At 61.3% G+C, this 24,666-nt stretch carries 29 protein-coding genes; 12 read left to right on the forward strand and 17 right to left on the reverse strand.

The annotated features are described in order from the left end of the window. Positions 1-62 precede the first annotated feature (62 nt). Complete coding sequence (locus J2X43_RS05465; protein WP_310291483.1) at positions 63-632, forward strand: acyltransferase; 570 nt, start codon at positions 63-65, stop codon at positions 630-632. Between the two features lie 14 nt (positions 633-646). Here the strand turns inward: J2X43_RS05465 and J2X43_RS05470 are convergent, their stop codons facing one another. Beyond that, positions 647-1,756, reverse strand: coding sequence for a DegT/DnrJ/EryC1/StrS aminotransferase family protein (locus tag J2X43_RS05470; RefSeq protein WP_112389830.1), 1,110 nt, complete (start codon positions 1,754-1,756; stop codon positions 647-649). 366 nt (positions 1,757-2,122) lie between these two features. On the opposite strand from J2X43_RS05470, the gene J2X43_RS05475 reads away from it, so the two are divergent. Continuing rightward, positions 2,123-2,272 (forward strand): hypothetical protein, encoded by a 150-nt coding sequence (locus J2X43_RS05475; protein WP_162698658.1) that lies wholly within the window; start codon positions 2,123-2,125, stop codon positions 2,270-2,272. Positions 2,273-2,495: 223 nt separating this feature from the next. After that, positions 2,496-2,990, forward strand: coding sequence for a GNAT family N-acetyltransferase (locus tag J2X43_RS05480; RefSeq protein ID WP_310291487.1), 495 nt, complete (start codon positions 2,496-2,498; stop codon positions 2,988-2,990). Positions 2,991-3,005: 15 nt separating this feature from the next. On the opposite strand, the gene J2X43_RS05485 is transcribed toward J2X43_RS05480, so the two are convergent. Next, positions 3,006-3,971 carry a phytanoyl-CoA dioxygenase family protein gene (locus tag J2X43_RS05485; protein WP_310291490.1) on the reverse strand — a complete coding sequence of 322 codons (966 nt, stop codon included), beginning with the start codon at positions 3,969-3,971 and terminating at the stop codon, positions 3,006-3,008. A gap of 297 nt (positions 3,972-4,268) precedes the next feature. On the opposite strand from J2X43_RS05485, the gene J2X43_RS05490 reads away from it, so the two are divergent. Beyond that, positions 4,269-4,661, forward strand: a complete 393-nt coding sequence (locus J2X43_RS05490) for an ester cyclase (protein ID WP_310291493.1) — start codon at positions 4,269-4,271, stop codon at positions 4,659-4,661. A gap of 86 nt (positions 4,662-4,747) precedes the next feature. Here J2X43_RS05490 and J2X43_RS05495 read toward each other — a convergent pair whose 3' ends face one another. The 6 genes from J2X43_RS05495 to J2X43_RS05520 form a co-directional block, all read right to left on the reverse strand. Then, positions 4,748-5,089 (reverse strand): type II toxin-antitoxin system HicB family antitoxin, encoded by a 342-nt coding sequence (locus J2X43_RS05495; protein WP_112389826.1) that lies wholly within the window; start codon positions 5,087-5,089, stop codon positions 4,748-4,750. Continuing rightward, on the reverse strand, positions 5,086-5,340 hold the full coding sequence (locus J2X43_RS05500) for a type II toxin-antitoxin system HicA family toxin (protein WP_112517258.1): 255 nt from the start codon (positions 5,338-5,340) through the stop codon (positions 5,086-5,088). The genes J2X43_RS05495 and J2X43_RS05500 overlap by 4 nt, the downstream gene beginning before the upstream one ends. 39 nt (positions 5,341-5,379) lie before the next feature. Then, positions 5,380-6,294 (reverse strand): cytochrome c, encoded by a 915-nt coding sequence (locus J2X43_RS05505; RefSeq protein WP_310291501.1) that lies wholly within the window; start codon positions 6,292-6,294, stop codon positions 5,380-5,382. Positions 6,295-6,399: 105 nt separating this feature from the next. Then, entirely contained in the window at positions 6,400-6,840 is a 441-nt protein-coding gene (locus tag J2X43_RS05510; protein WP_112517260.1) for a cytochrome c, read from the reverse strand. A 256-nt stretch (positions 6,841-7,096) separates the two neighbouring features. Then, on the reverse strand, positions 7,097-7,807 hold the full coding sequence (locus tag J2X43_RS05515; protein WP_310291505.1) for a DNA helicase: 711 nt from the start codon (positions 7,805-7,807) through the stop codon (positions 7,097-7,099). Positions 7,808-7,953: 146 nt separating this feature from the next. After that, positions 7,954-8,613: a LysE family translocator gene (locus J2X43_RS05520; protein WP_112389821.1), complete on the reverse strand. Its 660-nt coding sequence runs from the start codon at positions 8,611-8,613 to the stop codon at positions 7,954-7,956. A gap of 130 nt (positions 8,614-8,743) precedes the next feature. Here J2X43_RS05520 and J2X43_RS05525 point away from each other — a divergent pair, with 130 nt between their 5' ends. Together J2X43_RS05525 and J2X43_RS05530 are read left to right on the forward strand one after the other, a co-directional pair. Next, a complete protein-coding gene (locus tag J2X43_RS05525) occupies positions 8,744-9,433 on the forward strand; it encodes a YafY family protein (protein ID WP_310291509.1) in 690 nt (229 codons plus the stop codon). Between the two features lie 63 nt (positions 9,434-9,496). Beyond that, a complete protein-coding gene (locus J2X43_RS05530; protein WP_310291512.1) occupies positions 9,497-10,141 on the forward strand; it encodes a ThuA domain-containing protein in 645 nt (214 codons plus the stop codon). Positions 10,142-10,170: 29 nt separating this feature from the next. Here the strand turns inward: J2X43_RS05530 and J2X43_RS05535 are convergent, their stop codons facing one another. Then, positions 10,171-10,950 carry an SDR family oxidoreductase gene (locus J2X43_RS05535; RefSeq protein WP_310291514.1) on the reverse strand — a complete coding sequence of 260 codons (780 nt, stop codon included), beginning with the start codon at positions 10,948-10,950 and terminating at the stop codon, positions 10,171-10,173. A 153-nt stretch (positions 10,951-11,103) separates the two neighbouring features. Between J2X43_RS05535 and J2X43_RS05540 the strand changes: the two genes are divergently transcribed. Then, the gene (locus J2X43_RS05540; protein ID WP_310291517.1) at positions 11,104-12,012 is read left to right on the forward strand and encodes an AraC family transcriptional regulator; all 909 of its coding nucleotides are present in this window, start codon (positions 11,104-11,106) and stop codon (positions 12,010-12,012) included. 51 nt (positions 12,013-12,063) lie between these two features. On the opposite strand, the gene J2X43_RS05545 is transcribed toward J2X43_RS05540, so the two are convergent. The 4 genes from J2X43_RS05545 to J2X43_RS05560 form a co-directional block, all read right to left on the reverse strand. Beyond that, the gene (locus J2X43_RS05545; protein ID WP_112389816.1) at positions 12,064-12,555 is read right to left on the reverse strand and encodes a histidine kinase; all 492 of its coding nucleotides are present in this window, start codon (positions 12,553-12,555) and stop codon (positions 12,064-12,066) included. Positions 12,556-12,762: 207 nt separating this feature from the next. After that, on the reverse strand, positions 12,763-14,886 hold the full coding sequence (locus J2X43_RS05550; protein ID WP_310291520.1) for an autotransporter domain-containing protein: 2,124 nt from the start codon (positions 14,884-14,886) through the stop codon (positions 12,763-12,765). 540 nt (positions 14,887-15,426) lie between these two features. Next, a complete protein-coding gene (locus J2X43_RS05555; RefSeq protein WP_310291523.1) occupies positions 15,427-15,555 on the reverse strand; it encodes a hypothetical protein in 129 nt (42 codons plus the stop codon). A gap of 198 nt (positions 15,556-15,753) precedes the next feature. After that, complete coding sequence (locus tag J2X43_RS05560) at positions 15,754-16,356, reverse strand: superoxide dismutase (protein ID WP_112389814.1); 603 nt, start codon at positions 16,354-16,356, stop codon at positions 15,754-15,756. Positions 16,357-16,568: 212 nt separating this feature from the next. Between J2X43_RS05560 and J2X43_RS05565 the strand changes: the two genes are divergently transcribed. The 4 genes from J2X43_RS05565 (at position 16,569) to J2X43_RS05580 (ending at position 21,152) form a co-directional block, all read left to right on the forward strand. Further along, complete coding sequence (locus J2X43_RS05565; RefSeq protein WP_112389813.1) at positions 16,569-16,898, forward strand: hypothetical protein; 330 nt, start codon at positions 16,569-16,571, stop codon at positions 16,896-16,898. A gap of 210 nt (positions 16,899-17,108) precedes the next feature. Then, on the forward strand, positions 17,109-18,635 hold the full coding sequence (locus J2X43_RS05570; RefSeq protein WP_310291527.1) for a hypothetical protein: 1,527 nt from the start codon (positions 17,109-17,111) through the stop codon (positions 18,633-18,635). Between the two features lie 349 nt (positions 18,636-18,984). Continuing rightward, positions 18,985-20,346, forward strand: a complete 1,362-nt coding sequence (locus J2X43_RS05575; RefSeq protein WP_310291529.1) for a hypothetical protein — start codon at positions 18,985-18,987, stop codon at positions 20,344-20,346. Next, positions 20,343-21,152: a hypothetical protein gene (locus tag J2X43_RS05580; RefSeq protein WP_310291532.1), complete on the forward strand. Its 810-nt coding sequence runs from the start codon at positions 20,343-20,345 to the stop codon at positions 21,150-21,152. Before J2X43_RS05575 ends, J2X43_RS05580 begins: the two co-directional genes overlap by 4 nt. 32 nt (positions 21,153-21,184) lie before the next feature. Here J2X43_RS05580 and J2X43_RS05585 read toward each other — a convergent pair whose 3' ends face one another. From J2X43_RS05585 to J2X43_RS05600, 4 genes are all read right to left on the reverse strand, one after another. Then, a complete protein-coding gene (locus J2X43_RS05585; protein ID WP_310291534.1) occupies positions 21,185-21,835 on the reverse strand; it encodes a pyridoxamine 5'-phosphate oxidase family protein in 651 nt (216 codons plus the stop codon). Between the two features lie 171 nt (positions 21,836-22,006). Continuing rightward, entirely contained in the window at positions 22,007-22,336 is a 330-nt protein-coding gene (locus J2X43_RS05590) for a GCG_CRPN prefix-to-repeats domain-containing protein (RefSeq protein ID WP_310291537.1), read from the reverse strand. 90 nt (positions 22,337-22,426) lie between these two features. After that, entirely contained in the window at positions 22,427-22,573 is a 147-nt protein-coding gene (locus tag J2X43_RS05595; RefSeq protein ID WP_162698656.1) for a hypothetical protein, read from the reverse strand. Positions 22,574-22,796: 223 nt separating this feature from the next. Continuing rightward, entirely contained in the window at positions 22,797-23,147 is a 351-nt protein-coding gene (locus J2X43_RS05600) for a nuclear transport factor 2 family protein (RefSeq protein WP_310291539.1), read from the reverse strand. 171 nt (positions 23,148-23,318) lie between these two features. Between J2X43_RS05600 and J2X43_RS05605 the strand changes: the two genes are divergently transcribed. After that, positions 23,319-24,551, forward strand: a complete 1,233-nt coding sequence (locus J2X43_RS05605) for an MFS transporter (protein ID WP_310291542.1) — start codon at positions 23,319-23,321, stop codon at positions 24,549-24,551. Positions 24,552-24,666 lie beyond the last annotated feature (115 nt).

Below are 24,666 nucleotides of genomic sequence, written 5' to 3' on the forward strand. Positions count from 1 at the left end.
GCGTCGAATCGGTTAGACATGACGGCAATTTGGATCTGACGATCGGGATGGGGGTATTTGCGATGACCGATAGCTTTTTGTCACATGACGAGCTGCATGCGCTGGGCCTGAAAGCGTTCGGCAAGAACTGCAAGGTCAGCAGATTTGCCCGCATCTATGGCGCCCCGGCGATCAGCCTCGGAGATCACGTGCGGATCGACGACTTCTCCATTCTCAGCGGCGAGATCGTGCTGCAGGACTATATCCACATCGCCAGCCACTGCACTCTGCATGGCGGCAAGGGTGACGCGCGGATTACCATGCAGAGCTTCAGCGGATTGTCGGCACGCGTTTCGATCTATGCCCGAAGCGACGACTATAGCGGCGAATGGCTGACCAACCCGACGGTTCCTGCCGATTTCACCAACGTCATTTCCAAAGGGGTGACGATCGGCCGCCATGCAATCATCGGCACCGGCGCGGTCGTTCTTCCCGGCGTGACGATCGGCGAAGGCGCCGCTGCCGGCGCGATGACACTCGTCAACAAGAGCCTCGACCCATTCATGATCTATGCCGGCAATCCGGCCCGCCCCCTGAAGCCACGCAGCCGCGCCTTTCTCGACCATGAGAAGGCGATGCTGGACAGAGGCTAATCAAGCAAGGGCGGTTATGCCGAGCGCAGGAAATCGGTGATCTTCTCCACCGTCGCCATCTCCAGATCCGGGTAGATCGGCAGGCACAGCACCTGGGACGCAGCTTCCGTCGCAACCGGAAGATTGCCGGTGCCGGCGGATGGCAGGCTACGATACATCGGATAGCTTGAGATCAGCGGGTAGAAATAGCGCCGCGCATGAATGCCGAGATCCTTGAGCCGGTCGTAGACATCGTCGCGCGACATCGGGAAATCCGGACGGATGAGGACCGGGAAATAGGAATAGTTGGCGACCGTTTCCGTTGATGCGCCAAGGCAATGGATACCCTTGATGCCTGCAAGCTGTTCGCGATAAGCGGCATCAATCCGGGAACGGGCCTCGATTGCGACATCGACATATTTCAGCTGCAGAACGCCGAGCGCTGCATTGAATTCGCTCATCTTTCCGTTCGTGCCGGGTGCCACGACCGTCACTTCGCCGACATGGCCGAAATTCTTCAGATTGTCGATCCGTGCCTTGGTCTTGGCGTCGGGAGAGACGATGGCGCCGCCCTCGAACGTGTTGAAGACCTTGGTCGCGTGGAAGCTGACGACGGAAAGGTCGCCATAGTTCAGGACGCTGCCGCGATGGTCTTTGACGCCGAACGCATGGGCGGCGTCATAGATGACCTTGAGATTGTAGTTGTCGGCGATGCGCTGGATCGCATCGACATCGCAGGGATGGCCGTAGCAATGAACCGGCATGATCGCCGTCGTGTGCTGGGTGATGGCGCCTTCGATGCGTGCCGGATCGATGTTGAGCGTGACAGGGTCGATATCGACGAAGACGGGCTGGATGCCGTTCCACAGAAGCGAGTGCGAGGTGGCGACGAACGAATACGGAGTGGTGATCACCTCGCCGGTGATGCGCAATGCCTGAAGCGCGGTCAGCAAGGCCATCGTGCCGTTGGCAAACAGGCTCACATACCCGACACCAAGATGTTCCGCGAGGCGCTCTTCAAGCTCCTGGTGGAACGGCCCGCCATTCGTCAGGATCTTGCTGTCCCATATCTTCTCCAGCGATGGAATGAATTCTTCCAGTGGCGGCAAGCTGGGTCGGGTAACAAAAATCTTCTCGTTTTTCATCAGGGCCACTTGGTGAGAGAATCCGTCGCGGGATCGTTGCGAGGACCTTTGCATCCATAGCTTTTGTCAAACTTGCCTTGGCCATCCACGGGCGCGCTCCTGCGGTTCGCGAAGCATCGGGCGCGGTTATCTTCACTGACATGTCAAATGCAAAAGCCAGAACAGGGTTGCCGGTGTAGCATCCACTCGGGCGCACTTTCATGGGGATGCAACGGCTGACATTGAGCGGCATTGCGAGGTCGCCCATATGGCGAATACGGTAAACGAACGGCCGGATGTGACGTCCGCTGAGACCATGGCGCGGCCTCCGGCCGGATTGAAAACCTATCTGCTGCGCACTCCACCGGCCGTCCGCCGGATCCTTGGATGGTGCGCGATCATGGCGCTTGTCGTCTTGATCTTCAGCCTTTCATCGCTTGCCGCATGGTGGCCGCGATGAGCGGGCGGATCGAGCGCGGGGCGCTGACGGTGATCTGCATCGCGGCAATCGCCGGGCTGATCTATGCCTTCTGCTAATTGGAGACATACCTCCAAAGGCTGCCCGAAGTGCCATTGACAAAGTTTCCGTTCTGGAGAATCTATCATCCCATGATCCAGAACGCGCACATCAACCGCTCGTACTTTTGGCTGTACCTCTAGAGGGCGGCCCGACAGATCATATTGTCAACAAGCCGCCGTCAGGCGGCTTTGTTGTATCAGCAGCGTCCTGACGGCAGAAACACACAAGGACGCGAAGGCCATGATTGAAATCGAAGACCGTGAAATTTCGCTGATCCGCCCGCCGGTGGTGACCATCCGCACGGCCAAGCCGCGCGATCTGCCCGAACTCAACGACATGATCAACCTGCTTGCCATCCACCATGGCGATGCCTCGGCATCGACAATGGAACAGCTGGAGAGTGACCTGTTCGGCACCGTGCCGTGGATCACCGCGCTGGTGGCGGAAACCGATGAAGGCCTGATCGGCTACGCGATCCTCTGCCCGCTCTATCGCGCCCAGGAAGGCAAGCGCGGCATGGATCTGCACCATCTCTTCGTGCGCGACGGCCATCGCGGCCACGGCATCGGCCAGCATCTCGTCAACCGCGCCCGCGAGACGGCAAAGGGTGCGGGCTGCGACTACCTTTCGGTCAGCGCCGCGACCGGCAATATCCAGGCCCATCGTTTCTACCAGTACATGGATTTCACAGCGCGCCCGGTGACCGGCATGCGCTATATGCAGGCGCTCGCCTGAGCGCCTTCAGGCGTTTCAGCGGATCACCGGCTCGCCGTGGAAGCGGCGCCGGGATGGCTTGGAGACGCCAAAGCCGACCTCCATCATCAGCCGGGGCGCGGTGACAGGCACCGTGCCCATGTGGAAGCCGAAGGGATCCTCGACGAAGCCCTGCCCGGCCTTGCCGGTCAGCGTCACGGCGCTATCGCTGCCATAGTAATCCAGGATTTCATCGGCAGGATGACCGACCAGCAGGGTCAGCTGATGCCTGACGCTACGCCTTCTGTGGCTGCCCCTGACATAGACATGCGGGCCGGTGCCCTCGTCGACATCGACGAGATAGAAGAAGAACTTCAGCATCCGCCAGTCGTCGAGATCAAAGTGATATTTGTCGAGCGAGGCGAGGCTGCGATCGGCTTCGCTGGCTTCGGTCGGGAAGCTCCACCAGATGCGGGTGGTGATGAGCTGCGCCTGGGCGCCGAGATATTGCCTCGCGACCGCCGACAGCAGCGGATCGCGCTGGACAGCAAGCACGGCATCGCAATCCAGAACCCGCTCGAAATGGTGACCGCTGAGCAGCGGGCGGCCGAAGCGTTTTTCGGCATCGCGGTGCTCAGGCGCCAGGAATTCCATGCGGCGATCGAAATTGCCGAAGCACGGCGTCTCCGCAGCAAAGCGCGCGATCTGCCGATGAATGCCCTCCGGCAGCACGAGCCCCGAGAACAGCCCCTCGCCCCTGAGGCTGGCAACGACAGTTTCCACATCGGCTCCCTCGAACATCGACGGCAGCGCCTGTTCCCCGTCATTGACGCGCCTTGCCGTCAGCCAATGGGCGCGGCGGCCTGGAATGGTGCGCGCCAGCAGGAACATCGGCAGCCAGGCCGGGTTCTCCCTGACATCGGCAAGATAGGTCGGGATGCGCACCGCCATGCGGCGCAGCTTGCCGCCTTTGCGGGCGACGGCTTCAAGATCATTATTCCGGGAGACAGATATGCCGTGCATTCAACTATCCTTTTCTTACGGAAGACCAGAGCGTTCTTCAGTCAGTCACGGATGAGATCTCGCCAAGGCGGCAAGCATCGGGCAGCACGGAAACAATTGTGCTGCAATGCGGCATTTATTTGTTCTCGCTGGATGGAATAATACTTTTTAAACTTAAATATAACCATGGCGCGACTGTATATTCACCTGCAACCTCGTCCGGGCAGCATCACGCACGGAAGAGATATGGAACCGCTATACTCCTTTCGGATTAACTCGATCGGAGAGGGTTGGCGGCAGACAAGGAATGGTACCGCTGTGACAAAAGACAAGCTGGAAGAGATTTACCGCCAATACATCGACTGCCTGAATGCACAGGATTGGCCGCAGCTCGACGCCTTCGTCCATCCCGATGCCCAACACAATGGCCGGCCGCTCGGCGTGGCCGGCTATCGCGCCATGCTGGAGAACGACTATCGCGAAATCCCCGACCTTCGCTTCACCATCGAACTGCTCGCCGCCGATCCGCCTTATATCGCCGCCCGCCTGGCCTTCGATTGCACGCCCGTTGGGATATTCATGGGATTGCCGGTCAACGGCCGGCGCCTCACCTTTGCGGAGAACGTGTTCTACCGGTTCGAGGATGAAAAGGTGCGTGAAGTCTGGTCGGTGATCGACAAGGCGGCGATTGAGAGGCAGCTGGGGATGTAGGCTGCGTGCTATCTCACTGCGCTAATTCCTGTGCCCGTCACGAGAACAAGGGAAGTTGAGACACGTCTTGACGTCCAATAACAAAATCAAGCCGCTGACTTATCCGCTGCGCTCGCCAGCACTTCTTCCGCCCACTGGTTCAGGCTCTTGCCTGCCAATTCGGCCGCCCTTGCGGCGCGGGCGTGCACATCCGGATCGACGCGGAACATCATCTTGCCGGAGAAACTCTTCTGCGGCTCCTTGCCGATCTTGCGGCAGGTCTCGAGATAGTCGTCGACGGCCTCGTGAAAGGCGCTTTTCAGGTCTTCGACGGTGTTGGCATGGAAGCCGATGACATCGGAAATTCCGGCGATATTGCCGAAGAAGATTTCATCTTCGGCATCGAATTCGATGCGCGCAGCATAACCCTTGTAACTCATCACATTCATGGCTCAACTCCCAATGACTGCAGGAAGCGCCTGGCATCCCTCACTTGGTAGCGCTTGGCTTCCTTTTCCGGATGCGGGCGATGGAAGAAAGCCAGTTTGCCGTCCTTTTCGAACCGCACGCGCGAGCCGCTTCCTTCGACAATGACGCAACCGGCAGCCAGCAACAGGCTTTCGATGTCATCCCACACGATCGAGCCGGACACCGGATCGCGAAAGACTGACTGCAATGTCCGTTTGTGGCGCCCATTCATCTCGTGGCAAGATAGCGGTGCTAGCATTTTTTGCAAGCGTTATCGCTTCGGCACTGCCTTCAGATAGGCGGCGATCGCCTCGATGTCGCTCTTCGGCAGATGTGCGATGTTCTGCTGGACCTCGGTCATCGAGCCGCCGGCGGAGTCGAAGTCGGGGGTGAAGCCGGTTTCGAGGTAGTTGGCGATGTCGGCCTCGCTCCAGTTGCCGATATCCTGGCCGCCGGGGGTGATGTTGGGGATGCGTCCCTCGCCTTCGGGATTCGGGGCGCCTGCCAGCCACATGTCGGGCTTGAAGCCGCCGAGCGCGTCGCGCGGGGTGTGGCATTCGCCGCAATGGCCGGGGCCTTCGACGAGATATTGGCCGCGCCTCAGCTTGTCGTCGGCATTGGCGAGCACGACGCGGGGCTGATCGTTGAAATACAGGAACTTCCAGCCGCCGAGCGCCAGGCGGATATTGTAGGGGAACGGCAGTTCGTGCGGCGGCGCGACGTTTTCGCTTTTCGGCAGGGTCTTGATGTAGCCGAAGAGGTCGACGACATCCTTGTCGCTGATGCGCGCATAGGAGCCGTAAGGGAAGGACGGATAGAGATGCTGACCCTGCGGGCCGACGCCGCGCTTCATGGCGTTGCCGAATTGCGCCAGCGTCCAGGCGCCGATACCGGCCTTCTCATCCGGGGAGATATTGGGAACGTGGAAGGTTCCGAAGGGGCTCTTCAGTGCCAGGCCGCCTGCGAGCGCGAGCTTGGCATCGCCCTGCGAACCGGGTGCCGCATGACAGCTGACGCAGCCGCCGGCCCAGAAGACCATTTCGCCATTCTTGATATCAGCTTCGCCGAGACCGGCCCAGTGGCTCTCGGGCAGCGGATTGGGGGCGGTGATGAAATAGAAAGCGGCGCCACCGAGAACGGCGACGCCGATCAGACAGAGCAAGAACCGGATGAACCTGCGGACCATCTGCCGCTCCCCTTTTCGCAATCACTGCATCTAAACATAAACCGGCCCGCACCCGCGGCAAGGCGGGAACGGACCGAAAGCTTCAAGGATGGGAAAGGCCTACCGCTATTCTTTCAGGCGGTAGGCCTGATGACAGCCGCCGCAATTGGCGCCGAGGGTCTTCAGCGCACCACCGACACCGGCGGAATCTGCCGGAAGCTGGGCGAGGATCGTATCGGCGTCGGTGCTGAGCTTGTCGGCGCGCGCCTTGAAGTCCGCCATGTTTTCCCAGATCTTCGGGCTGGCTTCCTTGTCGCCCTGCTCGGTGCCGGGCTTGAACTGGTCGGGGAAAGCCTTGGCGGTTTCCGAAATGGTGGTCAGCGCCGCCTTGATGGCTTCGGCATCGTAGGGCTTCTCGCCCTTGGCAATGGCCGACATGGCGCCGACGGAACCGCCGATCTTCTTCATCATGGCTTCACGCGCTTCATGCGTGCCGTCCTGAGCAAAGACCGCCGTGGCCGCCATTCCGGCAACCATGACAGCCGCCGCTATCGCTTTGAATTTCATATTGCAGACTCCTCTTGGATACCGAGGGCTTAGAATCCCGGCGCCTCTTATTCGCGGCCGCATGATGGCAAGTTTCTCGGAGCCGCGAAGTAACAATTGGGTGATATGACAGGGATTTCAAATTGGTAGGGAGCTAGCGAAATTGCGCGACGTTGGCGTCGGTGGCCCCCTCATCCGGCTACCGCCACCTTCTCCCCGAGGGGAGAAGGTGCCCGCAGGGCGGATGAGGGGGCTGCGGGCACATAGGGAGATAGTGCTAAGCCGCCCGGAACTCGATCGCCCCGTTGTTTACGAAGCATGCCTTGTTAAACAGGCCGAGATCCAGCGGGTTCGGCAACCGGATATCGGTCATATCAGGGCACGGCTTCACCGCCGGATCGTAGGAGCGGTCGATCTGCGAGATGAAGACGATGATGAGGCCTCTTTCCTGCGCGAAAGCCTTCAGCGTCCGCACCTGCGTCATCAGATCCGGCTTGTCCCGCCGCTGGTCGAGAATCTGCAGGTAGTCGATGACCACGAGCGTGCCACGCGCGGCGGATGACAGGCGGCCGGCGATGTAGTCGGCACTGATCGCCTCCGACGTATCGAACTCGAAGAGCGCCTTGTAGCGCTCCCAATCGGCACCGATCATGCGGAAGCGGTCGAGGACGTCCCTCCCCGTATATTCCAGCGTCAAGAAGGCACTGCGGTGGCCCGATTTCATCGCCTCGACGGCAAGCTCCAGGCTTATCAGCGTCTTGCCGTGGCCGGGACGCGCGCCGAGGAGAACGAGATCACCGGGGCTGAGGCGGGCGAAGAGTTCGCTTGCCGGCATGGCCTCCGCCAATCGCGCGGATAACAGGCTCCAGCCCGAAAAGCCTTCCCTGGCGGCGATCCGGTCGAGTGCTTCGTGCAGGGGGATGTTCTCCTCGCGGGAGAGGAGCTTTGCCTTTCGTTTCAGGCGATAGACAGGTGCAGACAGTTTCATCATAAACCTCCTGATGCGGGCAATGGCTGCACTCCCTCCTTATGCGTCGTGCCCGGACAGTGGGTTCGATGATCATATGCCCTGCATGATCGATACTTTCCCTTCGGAGGGGGGAGGCACGGGCCGCGCCAGAATCAGATCATAGCTCAATTGCCGGCGCCGGAGAATTGTACTTCCGTTTCCCAGCCGTGCCACGCCGTCAGGACCGCAACGATGATCAGCAGTGCTCCGGCAACGCGGCCGACCATGATGGTGACGCCGGGATTGGCGATCAAGAGGGTGCGGCTGCGGTCGGCGGTAAAGGCAACGGCGCCGTAGATGGCGAACTGGGTGGCGAGCGTCATCAGGCCCATGATCACGCCCTGCACCCAGATCGGCCCGTAGACCGGCTTCAGGAATTGCGGATAGACGGCGAGCATGAAGAGATAGGCCTTGGGATTGATCAGACAGGTAATGGCGCCCTGGCGGAAGGCGCGCCAATCGGTGCGCACGGCACCGTCGCCGACCTCGTTGACGGTGATCGAGCTGCGGATCAGCGTGAAACCGATCCAGACCATGTAGGCGGCGCCGATGAAAAGCAGCGGCGCGAAGAGCGATGGCAGCAGGCTGGCGAGAATGCCGACGCCGATTGCGCCGTATAAGGAATGCACCGCCCCGCCCGCCATGATGCCCGCCGTCGCCGCCATGCCCCGCGCCCGGCCGCCGGTCAGCGAATTGGCGAGCACGAAGAGCATGTCCATGCCGGGCACGATGATGATGCCGAAGAGAAGCGTGAAATAGAGCCAGAGGTTTTCGCTGTATGTCATGTCAGTTGCCCGTTTGCTGTTTGGCGGCAGAATTTCGCTCTCCGCTTTTGATTTCAAACCGATAAGCAACGGCTATACGCAAGGGCAACTGACAGTGTATTGTCAGGAGCGTTTCAACGAGCGGGCAAAAATGCGCAAGGCATCGCGGCTTTTCGAGATCATCCAGATCCTCCGGCTTTCCAGGAAGCCGATGACGGCGCAGGCGATGGCCGACCAGCTGGAGGTGACGGTCCGGTCGATCTACCGCGATATCGCTGCCCTCCAGGCGATGCGCGTGCCGATCGAGGGCGGGCGCGGCATCGGCTATATCATGCGCCCAGGTTTCGACCTGCCGCCGCTGATGTTTTCGATCGAGGAGATGGAGGCGATCGTGCTGTCGCTCGCGCTGCTCGACCGCACCGGCGACAGCGAACTGAAACAGGCGGCGCGGCGGGTGAACCAGAAGATATCAGGCGCCGTTCCCGGTCCACTCCGGCAGGCGATGGAGAACAAGGCGCTCTATGCGTGGGGCTCGGTGGCGCAGCCGCCTGCCGGTTTCGATCTCGGCATGGTCAGGCGGGCAATCCGCGACGAGGAGAAACTGTCGCTCGACTATCGCGACGAACTGGGCCGCGCCACCGAGCGCATCATCCGGCCAATCGCGCTGATCTATTATTCGCAATACGCCAATATCGTCGGCTGGTGCGAGCTCAGACAGGCGATCCGCAATTTCCGCAGCGACCGTGTGGAGCATTGCGAGAGCGCGGCTGCTTTCTTCCGCGGCGATGGCGACCGGCTGCGCGAGGAATGGATGCGCGGCTGGGCCAATCCTCCGGCCTGACATCAGACGATCTTCGCCCTATGTTGCCCTGGAATTTTGCGGAATCAGCATGGGAGTGGAGGAATGCGCAAGGCAATCGTCGTCTGGGGCGGATGGAAGGGACACGAACCGGAAGAATGCGCCGGTGTGGTCGGCGACATCCTGCGGAAGAACGGCTTTTCCACTGAGGTGACCGGCGATCTAGGCATCTTAGGCTCACCCGATATCGCCAAAGCCGATCTGCTGGTGCCCATCATTACAGGCGAGAGGCTGGAAAAGGCGCATGCCGATGCGCTGGTCGAGGCGGTGCGCGGTGGGCTGGGGCTCGGCGGGCCGCATGGGGCGCTGGCGACTTCCTTCAAAGAAAGCGCGCCCTTCCGCTATGTCTCCGGCGTCACCTGGGTTTCGCACCCCGGAAATATCATCGATTTCCGCGTCAACATCACCAAGCAGAACGATCCCATCGTAGAGGGCATTCCCGACTTCGACTATCGCTCTGAGCAATATTACCTGCACTACGACCCGACCGTCGAAGTCCTGGCGACGACGACCTTCAGCGGCGAGCACGACGAAGCGGCGCGCAATGTGGTGATGCCGGTCGTCTTCAAGCGGCATTTCGGACAGGGCCGCGTCTTCTACTCGGCCCTCGGCCATATCGCGGCCGAATACGAGCACACAGATATGCGCGAGATCCTGCGGCGCGGGCTGCTGTGGGCGGCGCGCGGCTGAGTGGCTAGCCACAGCCACGCGCCTTGATGTCAGAGATTAGCGCCGCCGGAGACTTCGATGCGCTGGCCGTTGACCCAGCGGTTGTCGTCAGAGAGCAGCGAGGCGATCATCGGGCCGAGATCGTCGGGCAGGCCCGGGCGCCCGAGCGCCGTCGTATCGGAGACCATCTTGTTATAGGTCGGGTTGTCGCGAACGACGCCACCGCTGAAATCGGTCTGGACGGCGCCGGGAGCGACCGTGTTGGCGGTGATGCGGCGGGGGCCGAGTTCCTTGGCGAGATAGCGGGTGAAGACCTCGATGGCGCCCTTCACCGAGGCGTAAGCGGAAATGCCGGGCACGGTGAAGCGGGCAAGGCCGCTGGAGATATTGATGATGCGGCCGCCGTCATTCATCAGCGGCAGCAGCTTCTGCGTCAGGAAATAGACGCCCTTGAAGTGGATATTGACGAGCTCATCGAAGGCCTCCTCCGTCGTCTCTGATATCGGCGCGTGATAGCTGTTGCCGGCATTGTTGACGAGATAGTCGAAACGATCGGTTCCAAGGGTCTGCAACGTTTCTTTCACCTGTTCGACGAAGGCGTTGAAATCGCTTACGCGGCCGGTATCCAGCTGGAAGGTGAAAGCCCTGGCGCCGAGCGCCTCGATCTCGGCAACGGCAGCATCGGCTTCTGCCCGATTTGCACGGTAGGTGAAGATCACATCGACGCCGCGCCTTGCCAGGTTGACGATGGTATTGCGGCCGAGACCGCGGCTGCCGCCGGTGACGATTGCGATCTTGTGCTTTGAATTCACTTGCGTTTCGCTGGGCATCTTCGCATTCCTCTGTTGGATGGGATGCTCTGACGGTAGGCCCGAAACGGCTTTCTGTTGATGCCGGAACTCTCGAATTTCTTGCCTATTCCTCCAAGCCAGTTGCGGGAGGCGCCTCTGTGGCGCATACCTTCAGGCAAGGAGTTTCTTTCCATGCTGACACCCTTGAGACATGCCATTCTCGATTATATCGACCGTCTCGCGGGCGATGCCGAGGGACGCTTCCAGACGCCGGTCCCTGCACTCTCCGTCTCGCGCGTCAGCCAGCCTGTCATGCCGCGCCACATGATCTACCGGCCGACGATCTGCGTTGTCGTGCAGGGCGCCAAGCAGATCATGGTCGGCGACCGGGTGTTCGATTATCACGAGATGCAGTCGCTGGTGGTAACCTTCGAAGTGCCGGCGCTCGGGCAGATCACGCAAGCCAGCAAGGAGGCACCCTATATCGGCCTCAACATCGATTTCGATGTGGCGATCCTGCGCGAGGTGATGGAGGCGATGGAAGAGCCGCCGCGCCCGGCCGGCGAAGGCGCGGCCGGAGTGTTCGTACAGGATTTCGACGGCGTGCTGGCCGATTGCGTGCTGCGCCTCGTGCGGCTGACGGAGACGCCGAAGGCGATCCCGGTGCTCTATCCGGCGATCATGCGCGAGATCTGCTACTGGCTGCTGACGGGGCCGAACGGCCGCGAGGTCTGCAAGCTGGCACTGCCCGGCAGCCACGCAAGGCGGATGACCGATGCCATCAACCTGCTGCGCGACAATTTCACAACGCCCATGCGCATCGAGCAGCTGGCGGCAGCAGCCCGCATGAGCCCTTCGTCCTTCCATCAGCATTTCAAGGAGATGACGGCGATGACGCCGCTGCAATACCAGAAGAACCTGCGCCTGCTCGAAGCGCGGCGGCTGATGGTGGCGGATGGCGCCAGCGTTGCGACGGCGGCCTACGAAGTGGGCTATGAAAGCGCCTCGCAGTTCAGCCGCGAATATGCCCGCACCTTCGGCACGCCGCCGAAGCGGGATGTCACCGAGATCAAGGCGATGCCGTTTCAGGCGGTTGCCTGATGCCGTCTGGAACAGGCGGATGCTCCATAGAGAAGCATCCGCCTGTCGCACTTACTCAGCAGCCTTCAGCGAGCTGATGATACCCTGCAGTTCGGAAGCATGCGCTTCCTGGGTGCCCTGGGAGCCCCAATAGGTGATGACCAGCAGCTTTCCGGCTTTCGGCGAGAGCAGCGACAGGCCGACATTGACGGCGCCGTCGTCGTCCTTGCCGGTCCAGTCGAAATTGGTCATGTCCATGCCGTTGATCTGCTCATCGGACTTCTTCTGGGTCGAACCGTCGATCTTGACGCCGTTCTTTTCAAGGAAGGCGACGGCATCGTCGATCACCTTGTCGGTCGTCTTCTCGTCGGCAATGTCGATCGAGAGGTAGATTGCAGAGTCTGCCGAGGTCGCCTGGATGCCGGTATCGGTCTCTTCAGGGTTCCAGGCGTCGGGGATGGCAATTTCGGCGATCGGCGCGTCGCTTGGAAATTCAAGCGTTTTGGCCTGGCTGATGCCGGGCAGCAATGCGGCCAGAACGACGCCTGCAAGCAAGATTTTCATGGGTAGTGTCCTCTTTGGAAATTGGGGCAACAAGCCATAACGCTTTAGCATTAACGCAATTTGGATTGACCAGCGCCAAGGCGCCGCTTTTAGGCTTGTGCCCAAAAATGGTCCGGCGGCGCGGCGCTTATCGCGTGCAGCCGCAAACGAAAACACCCGGCGCCGATGACGCCGGGTGTGTCTTGTCCAGGACTATCGAGCCACAGATCAGAACTTGACGTTCCAGCCTGAGCGCAGCCAGACGTTCGGATCGTCGCCTTCGGTGGTGACGTTGATGCCGAGTGAAGCGGTGCCGCCTGCGACGTCGAACTCGGTGCCGATGGCGCCGCGCAGCCAGAGCTGCTTGACGTCTTCGCCGTCGAATTCGAAGGCCGAAAGGCCGACGATCTGGCCGCTGGTGCCCGCCGTGGTCTTCTCGAAGCGGTAGTCGGCTTCGGCGCGGGCCGTCAGGCGGACGGTGTCTGTCACGTCATGGATGAAATCGACGCCGATGCGGGCAACCGTCGAGTGGTCGTTGACGGAATCGAAGGCCGACGGGAAGGAGCCGCCCTCTTCCGTGTAGCCGTCCATATGCGAGTGAGCGTAGGTCAGGCTGGCATAGGGCGTCAGCTTGGTGCCTGCGATCGTCGCAGCGTTCAACCAGTCGAAGCGGATCTTGGCGCCGTAGGTATCGACGTCGGTTTCGCCATGCGAGAAGTCCATCGCCGCGCCATTCATATAGCCGCGGTGGATGTTCATCCGGCCAGTCGAATAGTAGCCGCCGATCGTCGCATAGACGTTGCTGCTGCCAAGCGCGATGGTGGCTTCCGGCGACATGTAGAAGGCCGCCTGATGGAAGTCGCCGCCGGTCTCGATATCCTGCTTGGTGTAGAGACCGCCGCCGGCAAAGCGGGCGGTGACGCCTTCCGCAAGACCGTAACCGAAGGTCACGTCGCCGATGCCGACGCCGCCGTTCGAAACGCGGCTGTCGTCATAGCCGATGTCGGAGGTGAAGGCGACGGAACGCTGGCCGAGACCGAGCAGATCGCGCATCGGCTCACCGTGAGCACCCTGGAGAACGGTGTTGGCATAGCCGAGACCGACCTGTGCGGAGGGCTTGGCAACGAGGGTGGTGTTGTATTGCTGGACGTCGATGATGCCGGAGGTGGGGCCGGGCGTGTCGGTGTCGCCCGAAGTGATTGCACGGGCAATGAACATATGGCCGTTCTCGGCATCGCCGACGATTACCTTGCCATCTTCGGAAACGCCGGTCGCCGTCGTGGTGAAATCACTGCCACCGAGCTCGACACCATTGTCTTCAAGCCAATCCTCGACTGTTTGCATTTGACCATTGGCCCACCGGAACGCGCGATCGGCGGCCCCCTGCCGAAGCTGACCGACGATCACCGACCCGTCGCCGCTGACGGCATTGGCAACGGAATAAGCCTCGCTGCCACGGTTGTCGATATCCGCCGTGCCTTGGGCAGTCCACCGGAAGGCGTGAGTGGTGCCCGAGTCCTGCCCAAAGGAACCGACGATAACAGAACCATTGCTGCTGACAGCGGATGCAGTGGACCACACTCCGTTTCCGCTGAGCAAACTGCCAAGATCGTGGACCTCTGTGCCTTGGTCGGTCCATCGCACGGCATACCTGTTGCCGGGATTGTTGCCATCTTGGGCTTCACCAACAATGACGCTACCATCACCGCTCACGCCAAAGGCTTTCGACATCTCGCTGCCATTCAGTCCGGCGAGAGTCCGCATGTCGGTACCCTCCCAACGAATGCCCTGGCTGGTGCTGGGACTGCTATCAAATTCGTTGTATCCGACGATCACAGAGCCGGTTCGGCTGAGGCCGGTTGCGACAGTATTGACCGCATCGGTTACACCAGTGAGTTCTTCAGGAGTGCCGTTCGTCCAGCGTACAGCATGTTGCCGGCCGCCGCCCTCTGAAGACGTGCCGACGATGACCGAGCCATCATAGTTGACGGCGAGAGCCGTGGTGTACGAAACCGTCGACACGAACGATACGACGGGAAGCCCATCCAGAAACGTCCATTCATCGTTGATTCCCCAACTGAAGGCATGCGGCGCGGCCGAGCCGTTGGTATTTATTTGACCGACGACAACCTTTCCATTGCCGCTGATGCCGGCGCTGCGGCCTTCGCCCATTTGTGGATAAATGATGTTGATCGGCTGGCTGCTGCCATAGCCGTTATCGATGGCGCCCGCGCGTGCCGCGCCCATTCCTGCTGCCAGCAATCCGGCGGAGAAGACCAGCGTCAGCGCCGAGGTTTCCAGGAGGCGCCGCGCCGCGGATCCGGCGTTTGACCGGTATGTGATGTTCGTCATCATTGTTAAAAGCTCACCCTGCTTTTTCAATTGCTTAAAAAGGAAATACTGTGCATGCCGCCGCGCAAAACGGGCGGCCGGTCAGCTTTCGAGCAAGCCGGAAAGCACCTGTCAATAAGGTTGCAATTCAGTGCGCACTTTACAAAAAGTTGCTTTTTTAGCACAATTTATGCGCTAAAAACGTATGCAACCTGAGGCCGCGCAGCCTCATTCAGAACATGATTAAAAACTTTAATCAGTTTCGAAATGGCGCATCGCGCCGGGCGGTCGTTTAACCAAATACCAAAAAAGGTCCGGATGCCGGGCAGCAGGAAAGCGCCGGGAGACCCTCCGCCGTGCCGGTAGGACGAAATGTAAAGGAATTGCTGCGTGTGAGTCGCAAGCCGGGCGTGACGAATGCCCGCCGCTCCATCACTGGTGGTGTTAAAATGCCCGGTCTTCCGTGGAGATCGCAATGTTCTGCGGGGCGCGGCCTGGCGCGCGCGAACATCGCTGCCGTCAGCGGCGGCAGCGATGATGATTGGCGTCACTCTGCGCCAATTACTTCTTCTTGACGTCGCTTTCGCTCGACTTCACCTGCGAGCCGAGGGCGGGAGGGGCCTTGGCTGCCACCTTGTCCTTCTTCGGCTTGCGTGTCTCTTTGTTGCTGCGAACCTGACCCTTGGCCATAATTTGCTCCTCCTGTTGAAACCCTAGCTAGCAGCCTATTCGCGGAAAATTGCAAGCGGCTCCAGCACGTTCGCGGGCGCGGAAACAGAAAATCCTATCCGGAGCGCTGACGGCCGCCGCGGCGGGCGCACCTTGCGCAAACAAAAACACCCGGCGCTTTCGCACCGGGTGTCGTCAAATCCGTTCGCTTCGAACCGATTACTTCGTGGCTTCTTCGTAGCGCTCCAGGACGTAGTCCCAGTTGATCAGGCTGTCGACGAAGGCTTCGAGATACTTCGGGCGGGCGTTGCGGTAGTCGATGTAATAGGAGTGTTCCCAGACGTCGACGCCGAGGATCGGGGTGGCGCCGTGGACGAGCGGGTTTTCGCCGTTCGGGGTCTTGGAGATTTCGAGCTTGCCGTTCTTGACGGAAACCCAGGCCCAGCCGGAGCCGAACTGCGTGGCGCCTGCATTGGCGAAATCAGCCTTGAACTTGTCGTAGCCGCCGAGATCGGAGTTGAAGGCCGCTTCGAGCTTGCCCGGCAGCTTGTTGCCGCCGCCGCCCTTCTTCATCCACTTCCAGAAATGGACATGGTTGTAGTGCTGGGCAGCATTGTTGAAGAGGCCGGCGTTGGTGCCGAACGACTTCTTGACGATTTCTTCGAGCGAGAGATCGGCCAGACCTGCTTCAGCCGCGAGCTTGTTGCCGTTGTCGACATAAGCCTTGTGGTGCTTGTCGTGGTGGTACTCCAGCGTTTCCTTCGACATGAAAGGCGAAAGCGCTTCGTAGTCGTACGGGAGTGCGGGCAATTCAAAAGCCATGGTAAGTCTCCTCTTGGCAATGGGTTGCGTGATCGGCAGGTGAGGCGGAACATAGGAGCGGAACCTGCCAGTGGCAACGGCGGAAACATCAAAAAAGGCAGCCTCAGAGGAAAAATTGCCTTGATTGCGGGCTTGGCTTTGAGGGGTAAAATCACCGATGATGCACAGACAAACCCGAACGATACGCCACAGCGAACCGAACGAGGCCCCTGATGCAGAGGAATAAAATCCGCCTTTCCGTCTCCCTTCTGCTGCCGCTGTGCGCCGGCAGCGCTCTCGCCTCCTCCGACGACGCCTGGAAGGATTTTGCTGCCGATGTCGAAGCCAAGTGCAAGGCGGCCGCCACCGTCTCCATCGACGAGGCACGCGCCGTCGTCGATCCCTTCGGCAGCGAACATTACGGACTGGCGCTGGTGACCGGCCGGCCGAAGGGCGCCAACGGCTTCGTCACCCATATCTGCGTCTATGACAAGCAGTCGAAGGCCGCCGAGATCGGCAGCGAGCTGCAGACCGACAAGCTGAACCTGCTGCCGGAAGAATAAGCAGCGCTCGCTGCCCGTCCAAATCTTAAAAAACTGTTGATTTCATCGAACGGTGCTTTGACAGGCGGCGGGTTTGCGGTCCTAGATGCGCTACAAGTTATCCGGGCAAAGATCGTTAGAACAACCTTTGATAGGACGAACTTAATTAGCGTGAATTGATAATTCGAAACTGCATTTTGACATCGATCTTTTGGGGCGCGAGTGATGGTCATGAGTTTTTTCCGCCGGGGCGACGAGCCGGGCAAGACGGATATCCGCACGAACAGCCAGGCCTACCGGCCGGCCTCCATCACCGAACAGCCGATGACGCCCCAGGCAACGGCGCCGCAGCCCTACCAGATGCCCGAGATCAACGAGTTCCAGGCCTTCGGATCGGTGCTTGAGGAAAACCAACGCAATTCCAAGGAGCTGATAGCCGGGCTTTCCGCATTGCAGGACCGCGTGACCACGCTTCTCGGCGCCCATGACCATTCGCTTTCCGAGACCGGACGGCTGCAGGCCGAATGCGCCCGCATCAGCTCGCTGCTCGACTACGAGAGCGGCGCGAGACGCAAGGCCGACGAGGACAATGCGCGGCTTGCCGCCGAGAACAAGGACATCCGCACCGCAAACGGCCAGTTCCGCATCGAGATCGAAGCGGTGCGCGAAGAGCTGACCAAGCTGCAGAACGTGCACGGCATCACCTGCGAAGAATTTTCGATCATCGAGACACGGCTGCTCGACGCCGAGCGCGAGCTTGCCGGACGGATCATGCAGTTCGACGAAGCCTCGATGCTTCTGAAGCGTGCGCAGCAGGAGCTCGACAGCCGCAGCCGCGAACTGTCCGCCACGCGTGAAAAGCTCGATCTGGAAACGACGGCACACCAGTTGCTGACCGAGACGTCGCGCCGCGAAAGCGCTGTGCAGGCCCGCGACATTGCGCGGCTGACGGAAGAGCGCGGCCACCTGAAGAGCAATCTGATGGCGCAGGAAGCGCTGGTTTCCAACCTGCAGACGGCCGTCGCCAGCCTGAAGCAGGAACTGTCACTGGTCGAGGAGCGCCACAAGCGCGCCGAGGTCGAGCTGCATACGGTCACCACCTCTTCGGCACTCGAGATTGCCCACCTGACGACCAAGAGCGACGCGGTCGGTTCCAAGGCCGAGCTGGTCGAGAAGCTTTTGATCACCGCCAATGGTCGCAACAAGATGACCGATGAGGAGCTGCAATCGGCGCGCGGCGAGATGAAGCGGCTGAAATCGGAACTCGCGGCCACCATCTCGCGAGCCGAGCGCGTCGAGGAAGAGCTGCGCCGCGCCCGCATGAGCGGCACCGAGAGCGAGACCGCCCGCCGCGAGCTTTCCGCCTATAATAACGAACTGACGGTGAAGCTGCGCGAGGCGGAAAGCCTGCGCACGCGCCGCGACCGGGAAGCCGACGCCATGCGGCGTGACCTCGACACCCGCATGGACAGCGACCGCCACGAAATCGGCCAGCTGCGCACCAGCCTGGAGATCGCCAAATCCGAGATCCGCCAGCTTCGTGCCGAACGCGCCATCCTGAACGGCCAGCTGGAGGTCGCCCGCGGCGACAGGTCTTCACCTGCTGCGTTCGACGAGCCCGAGGATGTGCGCATGCCGGCAGCCACCTTCTCCCCGCTGATCGACATTTCGGAGAAGTCGCTGCGCTCTTCGGGCGATAGCTTTGGCGGTGAGCGGGAATTCTCTGGCGAGCCAGCGCGCGTACCGCCAGCGGAGTAAGCGCCCGCTCATTTTGAAGGCCTTGTTTTCGCCGGGATTTTAGAGCGTTTCCTGGTTATATTGAAACATTCTGTTGGCTCAAACGGAGTCGGATGGTCGACCGGCTGGCGCGCGTCGTAGCCCAGATCTACGGCCAAGCCAGCCGGTCGATCAGGCGGCCCGTTTCAGCCAACCCCGCAGGGGCCGGGCATCTTTCCGCCAGGATCAAAGGCGATCGGCTCGACCGTACCCGAGGTATACCCTTCGCCAATCGCCTTTGCCCTGTCGAAAACCTGCTCCGGCAGAATGCTTCAATATAGCCAGGAAACGCTCTAAGGTTTCTTAAGAGGATACCAGCCGGAGGAATATCATGGCGCTCGGCGCATCTCACCGCCTGCACGACGGCATCGAAGCCGTGGAAACGATGACGCGCTTTGCACTGGCGGTTCTGGCGCTCGCATCCGGCGTCTATACCTATCTCGGCGTGCGCAGCCTGCTCGACGGTTCGCCGACCTCCACCTTCTTTGCGGCGCTGATCTATTCGGCTGCGGTTTCGGTGGCGATCTATGCCTTCTGGACCTATCTCGCCCGCTTCTACCCGCATGTGACGACGGTGGCGGCGCGCACCGCCCTGCTCTGCATCATGGCGCTCGGCTGTGCGATGATCATCGCCATGGCGAGCTGGCTGAACGCGGCAGCTCTTGCGGGTTCGGCAGCGCTCGAACAGCATCTGGCCGAAACGCTGGAGGATTACACCGGCGATCTCGACCGGGCGCACCAGAATGCGCTGGCGGCACAAAGCCTGCTACCCGATATCCAGCGCACGCAGGAACGCTTCCAGCGGCTTGCCGATCAGGAGCGCGAGACCGGCGCGCTGACCGGCACCACGGGTGCGGGCAGCGTCGTGCAACTCTTGTCGCAGATGGCCTCGCAGCTGACCGAGCTGCAGAACAACATCAATGCTTCGCGCGAGCGCGTCACCACCCTCTTCGACGACGGGCGCAAGCATCTGGAGACCATGCGCACGCTGGTTTCGGCGCCCGGCGCCATCGACCAGCGCGCCGACCAGTTTGCAGCCGAAGTCGTGACGCTGACCGGCGTCATCACCTCGCTGGAGCAGACCTCGATCGCACCCTCCGTCAAGCGCGCCGCCGAGGACCTGTCGCTAGGGTTCATCGCCCCTGTCGCCGATGGCCGCGAGGTCGATCTCGCCAACCGGCAGGACCAGGTGATGGAGACGATCCGCTCCTCCGTCGCCGCGCAATCGAAAGTGCTGTCGCAGGCTGCCGACCAGATCCTCGCCCGTGAACCTGTCGGCGAGCGGCGCTTCGTGCCGCTGTCTTCGGCCGAAGCCGTGCTGCGTTATGCGTCCGACTTCATCCCCAGCTGGGCTGGCGCGATCTCGATCGACCTTCTGCCCGGCGTGCTGGTCTTGATGCTTTCGGTCGCCCATGGCGCGCTGCGGCGGCAGGAGCAGAACATGCCTTTCGCCGAGCGGATCACCGCCGCCGAGCTTCTGGAGGCAATCGAGGTGCAACGGGCGCTGCAGGCGCGCGGCATCGATATCGAGGCGGTCGTTGCCCGGGCGGAAGCCACGGCTTCGGCGAAGGCTGAAGGGCACGCCGAAGCGGCGTCCGAAGCGCATGCTGCCGGGGAACACGAGCCCGAACCCTCCAACGTCACCAGCCTCGACCTGCCCGGTAAGCCGCCACGCAAGGGTCCGCAGACATGAAGATCGAAGCGGCAGGCGAGCATATAAAGCGCAGGCTGCTTGCCACCGACGACTCGACGCTGCCGAGGCTGGTGCTGCATGCGCTGATCGCCGCCGCCGTCGCATTCCTGGTGATCGACTTCCGCGATCTCAGCATCGCCAATGCCACGCTGCCGGTCTTCGATCCCGCCGCCCCTGACAGCGTGCCCGTTCTGCCGCCTGCGCTGACCGACGGCGAGCCCGAAAACCCGCCTGCCGAAATCACCACCAGCGCCGAGCTGCTGAAGCAGCCGATGACATTCGAGCTTCAACCAGGCGGCATTCTGCTGGCGCGCGGCGCGATCGAATACGGCGCCGCCGGCCGTTTCCAAAAGGAGATCGAGGCGCGCGGTGAATATGTGAAGACGGTATCGCTGGATTCGCCAGGCGGCGCGGTCGGCGATGCGCTCGCCATGTCGAAACTGATCCGCGAAAGGAAGATCGGCACCACGGTGGCGAAAGGCGCGCTCTGCGCCTCCTCCTGCCCGATCATTCTTTCCGGCGGCGTCAGCCGCAGCGCCGACGACGGCGCGGTGATCGGCGTGCATCAGGTCTTCAACGGCACGAAAGAAAAGCTGTCGCCCGAGCGCGCCATGTCGGATGCACAGCGCACCACCGCCGACGTCACCCGCCATCTCGACGCGATGGGCATCAAGCCCGGCCTCTGGATCCACGCGATGGAAACCCCGCCGGACCGGCTCTATTACCTGAAGCCCGCCGAGATGAAGGAATTCGCGCTGGTGACAACACCCGAAAAGGTCAGCGCGGCTGCCGCGAAGGTGAAGTGACGTCGAGGCCGCGGTCCGCCGGAATCCCGGCGCTAGTAGAGCGTCCTCTTGTAGTCGGCTTCGAGATCGTCATCGATCTTGCGCATTGCCGACGCGTCGGCAGGCGCCCCGGTCGTTTCGTCCAGAATGATCTTCACCAGCGACGGCATTCCGCTGCGGTCCTGGAAGTGCTCGGGGTTCCACAGATGGGAGCGACGGAACGCCTTTGCGCAATGCATGAAGGCTTCGCTGATAGTGACCACGATTGCGAGCTTCGGCACACGATCGTTGACACGCATGCGCTCAAGCAGGCCGGGGTCTCGCGAGAGAGTGGCAGTCCCGTTCACCCGCAAAGTGTCGTCAAACCCCGGGATGATGAACAGCAATCCGACATTTGGATTGGCCAGAATATTGACCAGCGTATCGAGGCGATTGTTGCCCGGACGGTCCGGTATCGCCAAGGTGCGCTCATCCAATATCTTGACGAAACCGGCAGGGTCGCCGCGCGGGCTGACATCGGCGCTGCCATTCGAACTCTGTGTGCCGATGCAGAGGAACGGCGAGCGGCGGATAAATTCCTGCGCGTGCCTGCCCAGCGTGTTTTGGCACTTCTGTATGGCGAGAGCATGGGTCGGCTCGAACAGGCCCCGAAGTGCCTCTTCGTCTCTGATGGCAAATTCCGGCTTTGGATTGAATATTTCCACTGTCCTGCCTCCCGCGTTCCAGTTGAGTTCCGAAATGACGTACGTACCTCATTTATGAGATACATTAAACGCCGGTTGTCATCAACAGAGATCAATCGCCGAAGCGTCGCTGAGCTACGAAAACAAAAAACCGGGGCCTCTGCCCCGGTTTGCTATTCGCTTCACTATCGCTCAGTAGCGGTCGTAACGGCCACCGCCATCCCAGCCGCGGTCACGGTCGCGGTAATAGGGACTCGGGCGTTCCCAGCCGCCGCCCCAGCCCCAGCGGGGCGGCGGGGGACGGTGCCAGTAGCGGACCGGCGGTGCATAGCGGCGATAGTCGTTGCGGCGGCATTCGCCCCAGCGGGTCATGTGCCAGCCGCGGCCGCAGGCGTAATCCACCTTGGTCACATCGGATGCGGCGGCATTGTCCACGGCAAGCGGCGCAACCGGCATCGCTTCGGCTGACAGTGCCGAAAGGCCTCCGATAACGAGCGCTGCTGCCAGCGTGATGATCTTCATTGCGGTTCTCCAAAAATCCAGCCAGGCGAGAGATTTAGCCCCCTGCCCTGAACCGGCGATGAACCCGCCGTTCATGCAAAATGTGGCGGATCAGGGCCGGTGCGCCTGCACCAGTCTGGAGGTCTTTTCCGGGTGGATTTCCGGCCACTTGCTGTTTGGCGCCGGCGCCGTGCCGATCGCCGAAATCGACACCACGATCGCCGTCACGGCCGAGAAGAGCACAAGTGCATAGGTCATAGCTTCCGATCCTTCGAGGTTGGTTCCCAGCCACCCCGGCCGCAAACTGCTCTGGGAGGATGAATCAAAGGCTAAGCAACATGGTTAAACCCACGTGTTTTTCCCGTTAATGGACAGGATGAGGATGGCACGGCGGCCCCGGCGCTTTCGGAACCGGTCCTGCCAGCCGTGAATTGTCCCCAGGCAAGATCTGAAAGGCGGCCGGCGATCGCGCCATTCGTCGTCATCGATCATTGGCCTCCCGCCCGAAGTAAACATCGACCGAGACGATCTTCCCGCTCTTGAAGCGGAAGCTTTCCATGTTGCGGAAGGCGGAGCCGTCGTTTTTGACGGCGCGATAGCGGATGGCGGCTTCGTCGCCGGAGATGGTGAGATACTCGATCTCGATGGCGCGGAAGGCAGGCGGCTCTGGCCAGCAGCGGTCGAAATAGGCCTCACGGCCGATGTGGTCGTCTCGCGGGCTGGAAAAGGTGAAATCATCCGACAGCATCGCGCCGACGATATCCTTGCGGCCTTCGAGATAGGCGGCGAACACGGCGCGGATCATCTGCTCTCGATCGTCCGTCACACTCATCGCAAACCTCATCTTTTTCCGGTTTCGATTTGCAATCAGTTTATAGCGGAAACCAGTGAAAGCCGCAAATGAGCCGACGGTTCGGGCGCTATCCGTCCTTGGCACCGGGATAAGCCGGGCGTAGGCTGTCCGCGCCCCAAGACTTCCGAAGACGCATAGAGAACCCCTGATATGGCCGACACCCCGATGAACGCAGCCGACGCCGCGGCCGGGTCCGTTTACTGGAAACGCAACCTCGCCGTCTCGCTGATCGGCTCGTTCACGACGATCGTGGCGATGACGCTGCTGCTTCCCTTCCTGCCGCTCTATGTCGAGGAGCTTGGCGTCCGCGATCATGCGGCGATCGTCCAATGGTCGGGTATCGCCTATGGCGCGACCTTCTTTGCCGCCGCGTTCGTGGCGCCGCTCTGGGGCAGGCTCGGCGATATCTATGGGCGCAAGCTGATGCTGGTGCGCGCCAGTCTGGGCATGACGATCGCCATTTCGCTGATGGGCATGGCGGGAGACGTCTGGCAGCTGGTGGCGCTCAGGCTGTTCGTCGGCCTGGCCGGCGGCTATTCCTCCGGTTCGATGGTGCTGGTGGCGACGCAGACGCCGAAGGACCGCTCTGCCTGGGCGCTCGGCATGCTGTCGTCAGGCATCATGGCCGGCAATCTTGTCGGCCCGCTGATCGGCGGGGCGCTGCCGCCGCTGATCGGCATCCGCGGCACGTTTCTGGCGGCCGGTGCCTTCATCTTCCTGGCGTTCCTCGGCACCGCTTTTCTGATCAAGGAAGAGAAGTCCCCTGCCCGCAAACAGGCCGCCAAGGCCAGCGGCGGCTGGCGCTCGATCCCGGACAAGGGCCCTGTTATCGCCATGCTTCTGACCGGCATGCTGCTGATGCTCGCCAACATGTCGATCGAGCCGATCATCACCGTCTATGTCGCCGATCTCGTCACGGATCAGGCAAGCGTGACGATGATCGCAGGCGTTGTCATGTCGGCAGCGGCTCTCGGCAGCATCCTCTCCGCCTCGCGGCTCGGAAAGCTTGCCGACCGCATCGGCCACTGGCCTGTGATTGCAGGCGCGCTGGCGGTGGCCGCGGTTCTGCTGATCCCGCAGGCCTTCGTCACCAGCGCCTGGCAGCTGATCATCCTGCGCTTCCTGATGGGGATCGCGCTCGGCGGGCTGCTGCCCTGCATCTCCGCGGTGATCCGCCATAGCGTGCCCGACAGCGCGGCGGGCAGCATTCTCGGCCTCTCGGTCTCGTCGCAATATGTCGGCCAGGTGGCCGGGCCGGTGCTCGGCGGCTTCGTCGGCGGCCATATCGGCATGCCTTCGGTTTTCCTGGGAACCTGTGTCCTGCTTGCCGCCGGTGCCGCCTTCACCTGGATTGTGAAGCCAAAAGACCAAGAGCTGCGATAGAAGAAAAAGGTGTGCTGCACCCGCCTTTGGCGTGTATTTCTTGATCCGGAATTTCCCTCGCCGGGATCGCCCCCTGACCAAACCATCCCGAATCATAGAACTGACGCTTCGATAT

Origin of the sequence: Rhizobium sp. BE258 (assembly GCF_031457345.1) — a bacterium.
Lineage (GTDB): Bacteria > Pseudomonadota > Alphaproteobacteria > Rhizobiales > Rhizobiaceae > Rhizobium.

Excerpts from the sequence above, each read along its gene's own strand:
- J2X43_RS05510 (WP_112517260.1), bottom strand. The coding sequence starts at position 6,840 with ATGAAATTCAAAGCGATAGCGGCGGCTGTCATGGTTGCCGGAATGGCG.
- J2X43_RS05605 (WP_310291542.1), top strand. The coding sequence starts at position 23,319 with ATGGCCGACACCCCGATGAACGCAGCCGACGCCGCGGCCGGGTCCGTT.
- J2X43_RS05495 (WP_112389826.1), bottom strand. The coding sequence starts at position 5,089 with ATGAATGTGATGAGTTACAAGGGTTATGCTGCGCGCATCGAATTCGAT.
- J2X43_RS05530 (WP_310291512.1), top strand. The coding sequence starts at position 9,497 with ATGCGCAAGGCAATCGTCGTCTGGGGCGGATGGAAGGGACACGAACCG.
- J2X43_RS05580 (WP_310291532.1), top strand. The coding sequence starts at position 20,343 with ATGAAGATCGAAGCGGCAGGCGAGCATATAAAGCGCAGGCTGCTTGCC.
- J2X43_RS05515 (WP_310291505.1), bottom strand. The coding sequence starts at position 7,807 with ATGAAACTGTCTGCACCTGTCTATCGCCTGAAACGAAAGGCAAAGCTC.
- J2X43_RS05535 (WP_310291514.1), bottom strand. The coding sequence starts at position 10,950 with ATGCCCAGCGAAACGCAAGTGAATTCAAAGCACAAGATCGCAATCGTC.
- J2X43_RS05570 (WP_310291527.1), top strand. The coding sequence starts at position 17,109 with ATGAGTTTTTTCCGCCGGGGCGACGAGCCGGGCAAGACGGATATCCGC.
- J2X43_RS05480 (WP_310291487.1), top strand. The coding sequence starts at position 2,496 with ATGATTGAAATCGAAGACCGTGAAATTTCGCTGATCCGCCCGCCGGTG.
- J2X43_RS05475 (WP_162698658.1), top strand. The coding sequence starts at position 2,123 with ATGGTGCGCGATCATGGCGCTTGTCGTCTTGATCTTCAGCCTTTCATC.
- J2X43_RS05550 (WP_310291520.1), bottom strand. The coding sequence starts at position 14,886 with ATGACGAACATCACATACCGGTCAAACGCCGGATCCGCGGCGCGGCGC.
- J2X43_RS05505 (WP_310291501.1), bottom strand. The coding sequence starts at position 6,294 with ATGGTCCGCAGGTTCATCCGGTTCTTGCTCTGTCTGATCGGCGTCGCC.
- J2X43_RS05555 (WP_310291523.1), bottom strand. The coding sequence starts at position 15,555 with ATGGCCAAGGGTCAGGTTCGCAGCAACAAAGAGACACGCAAGCCGAAG.
- J2X43_RS05540 (WP_310291517.1), top strand. The coding sequence starts at position 11,104 with ATGCTGACACCCTTGAGACATGCCATTCTCGATTATATCGACCGTCTC.
- J2X43_RS05485 (WP_310291490.1), bottom strand. The coding sequence starts at position 3,971 with ATGCACGGCATATCTGTCTCCCGGAATAATGATCTTGAAGCCGTCGCC.
- J2X43_RS05600 (WP_310291539.1), bottom strand. The coding sequence starts at position 23,147 with ATGAGTGTGACGGACGATCGAGAGCAGATGATCCGCGCCGTGTTCGCC.
- J2X43_RS05525 (WP_310291509.1), top strand. The coding sequence starts at position 8,744 with ATGCGCAAGGCATCGCGGCTTTTCGAGATCATCCAGATCCTCCGGCTT.
- J2X43_RS05595 (WP_162698656.1), bottom strand. The coding sequence starts at position 22,573 with ATGACCTATGCACTTGTGCTCTTCTCGGCCGTGACGGCGATCGTGGTG.
- J2X43_RS05465 (WP_310291483.1), top strand. The coding sequence starts at position 63 with ATGACCGATAGCTTTTTGTCACATGACGAGCTGCATGCGCTGGGCCTG.
- J2X43_RS05520 (WP_112389821.1), bottom strand. The coding sequence starts at position 8,613 with ATGACATACAGCGAAAACCTCTGGCTCTATTTCACGCTTCTCTTCGGC.
- J2X43_RS05470 (WP_112389830.1), bottom strand. The coding sequence starts at position 1,756 with ATGAAAAACGAGAAGATTTTTGTTACCCGACCCAGCTTGCCGCCACTG.
- J2X43_RS05500 (WP_112517258.1), bottom strand. The coding sequence starts at position 5,340 with ATGAATGGGCGCCACAAACGGACATTGCAGTCAGTCTTTCGCGATCCG.
- J2X43_RS05565 (WP_112389813.1), top strand. The coding sequence starts at position 16,569 with ATGCAGAGGAATAAAATCCGCCTTTCCGTCTCCCTTCTGCTGCCGCTG.
- J2X43_RS05545 (WP_112389816.1), bottom strand. The coding sequence starts at position 12,555 with ATGAAAATCTTGCTTGCAGGCGTCGTTCTGGCCGCATTGCTGCCCGGC.
- J2X43_RS05590 (WP_310291537.1), bottom strand. The coding sequence starts at position 22,336 with ATGAAGATCATCACGCTGGCAGCAGCGCTCGTTATCGGAGGCCTTTCG.
- J2X43_RS05575 (WP_310291529.1), top strand. The coding sequence starts at position 18,985 with ATGGCGCTCGGCGCATCTCACCGCCTGCACGACGGCATCGAAGCCGTG.
- J2X43_RS05560 (WP_112389814.1), bottom strand. The coding sequence starts at position 16,356 with ATGGCTTTTGAATTGCCCGCACTCCCGTACGACTACGAAGCGCTTTCG.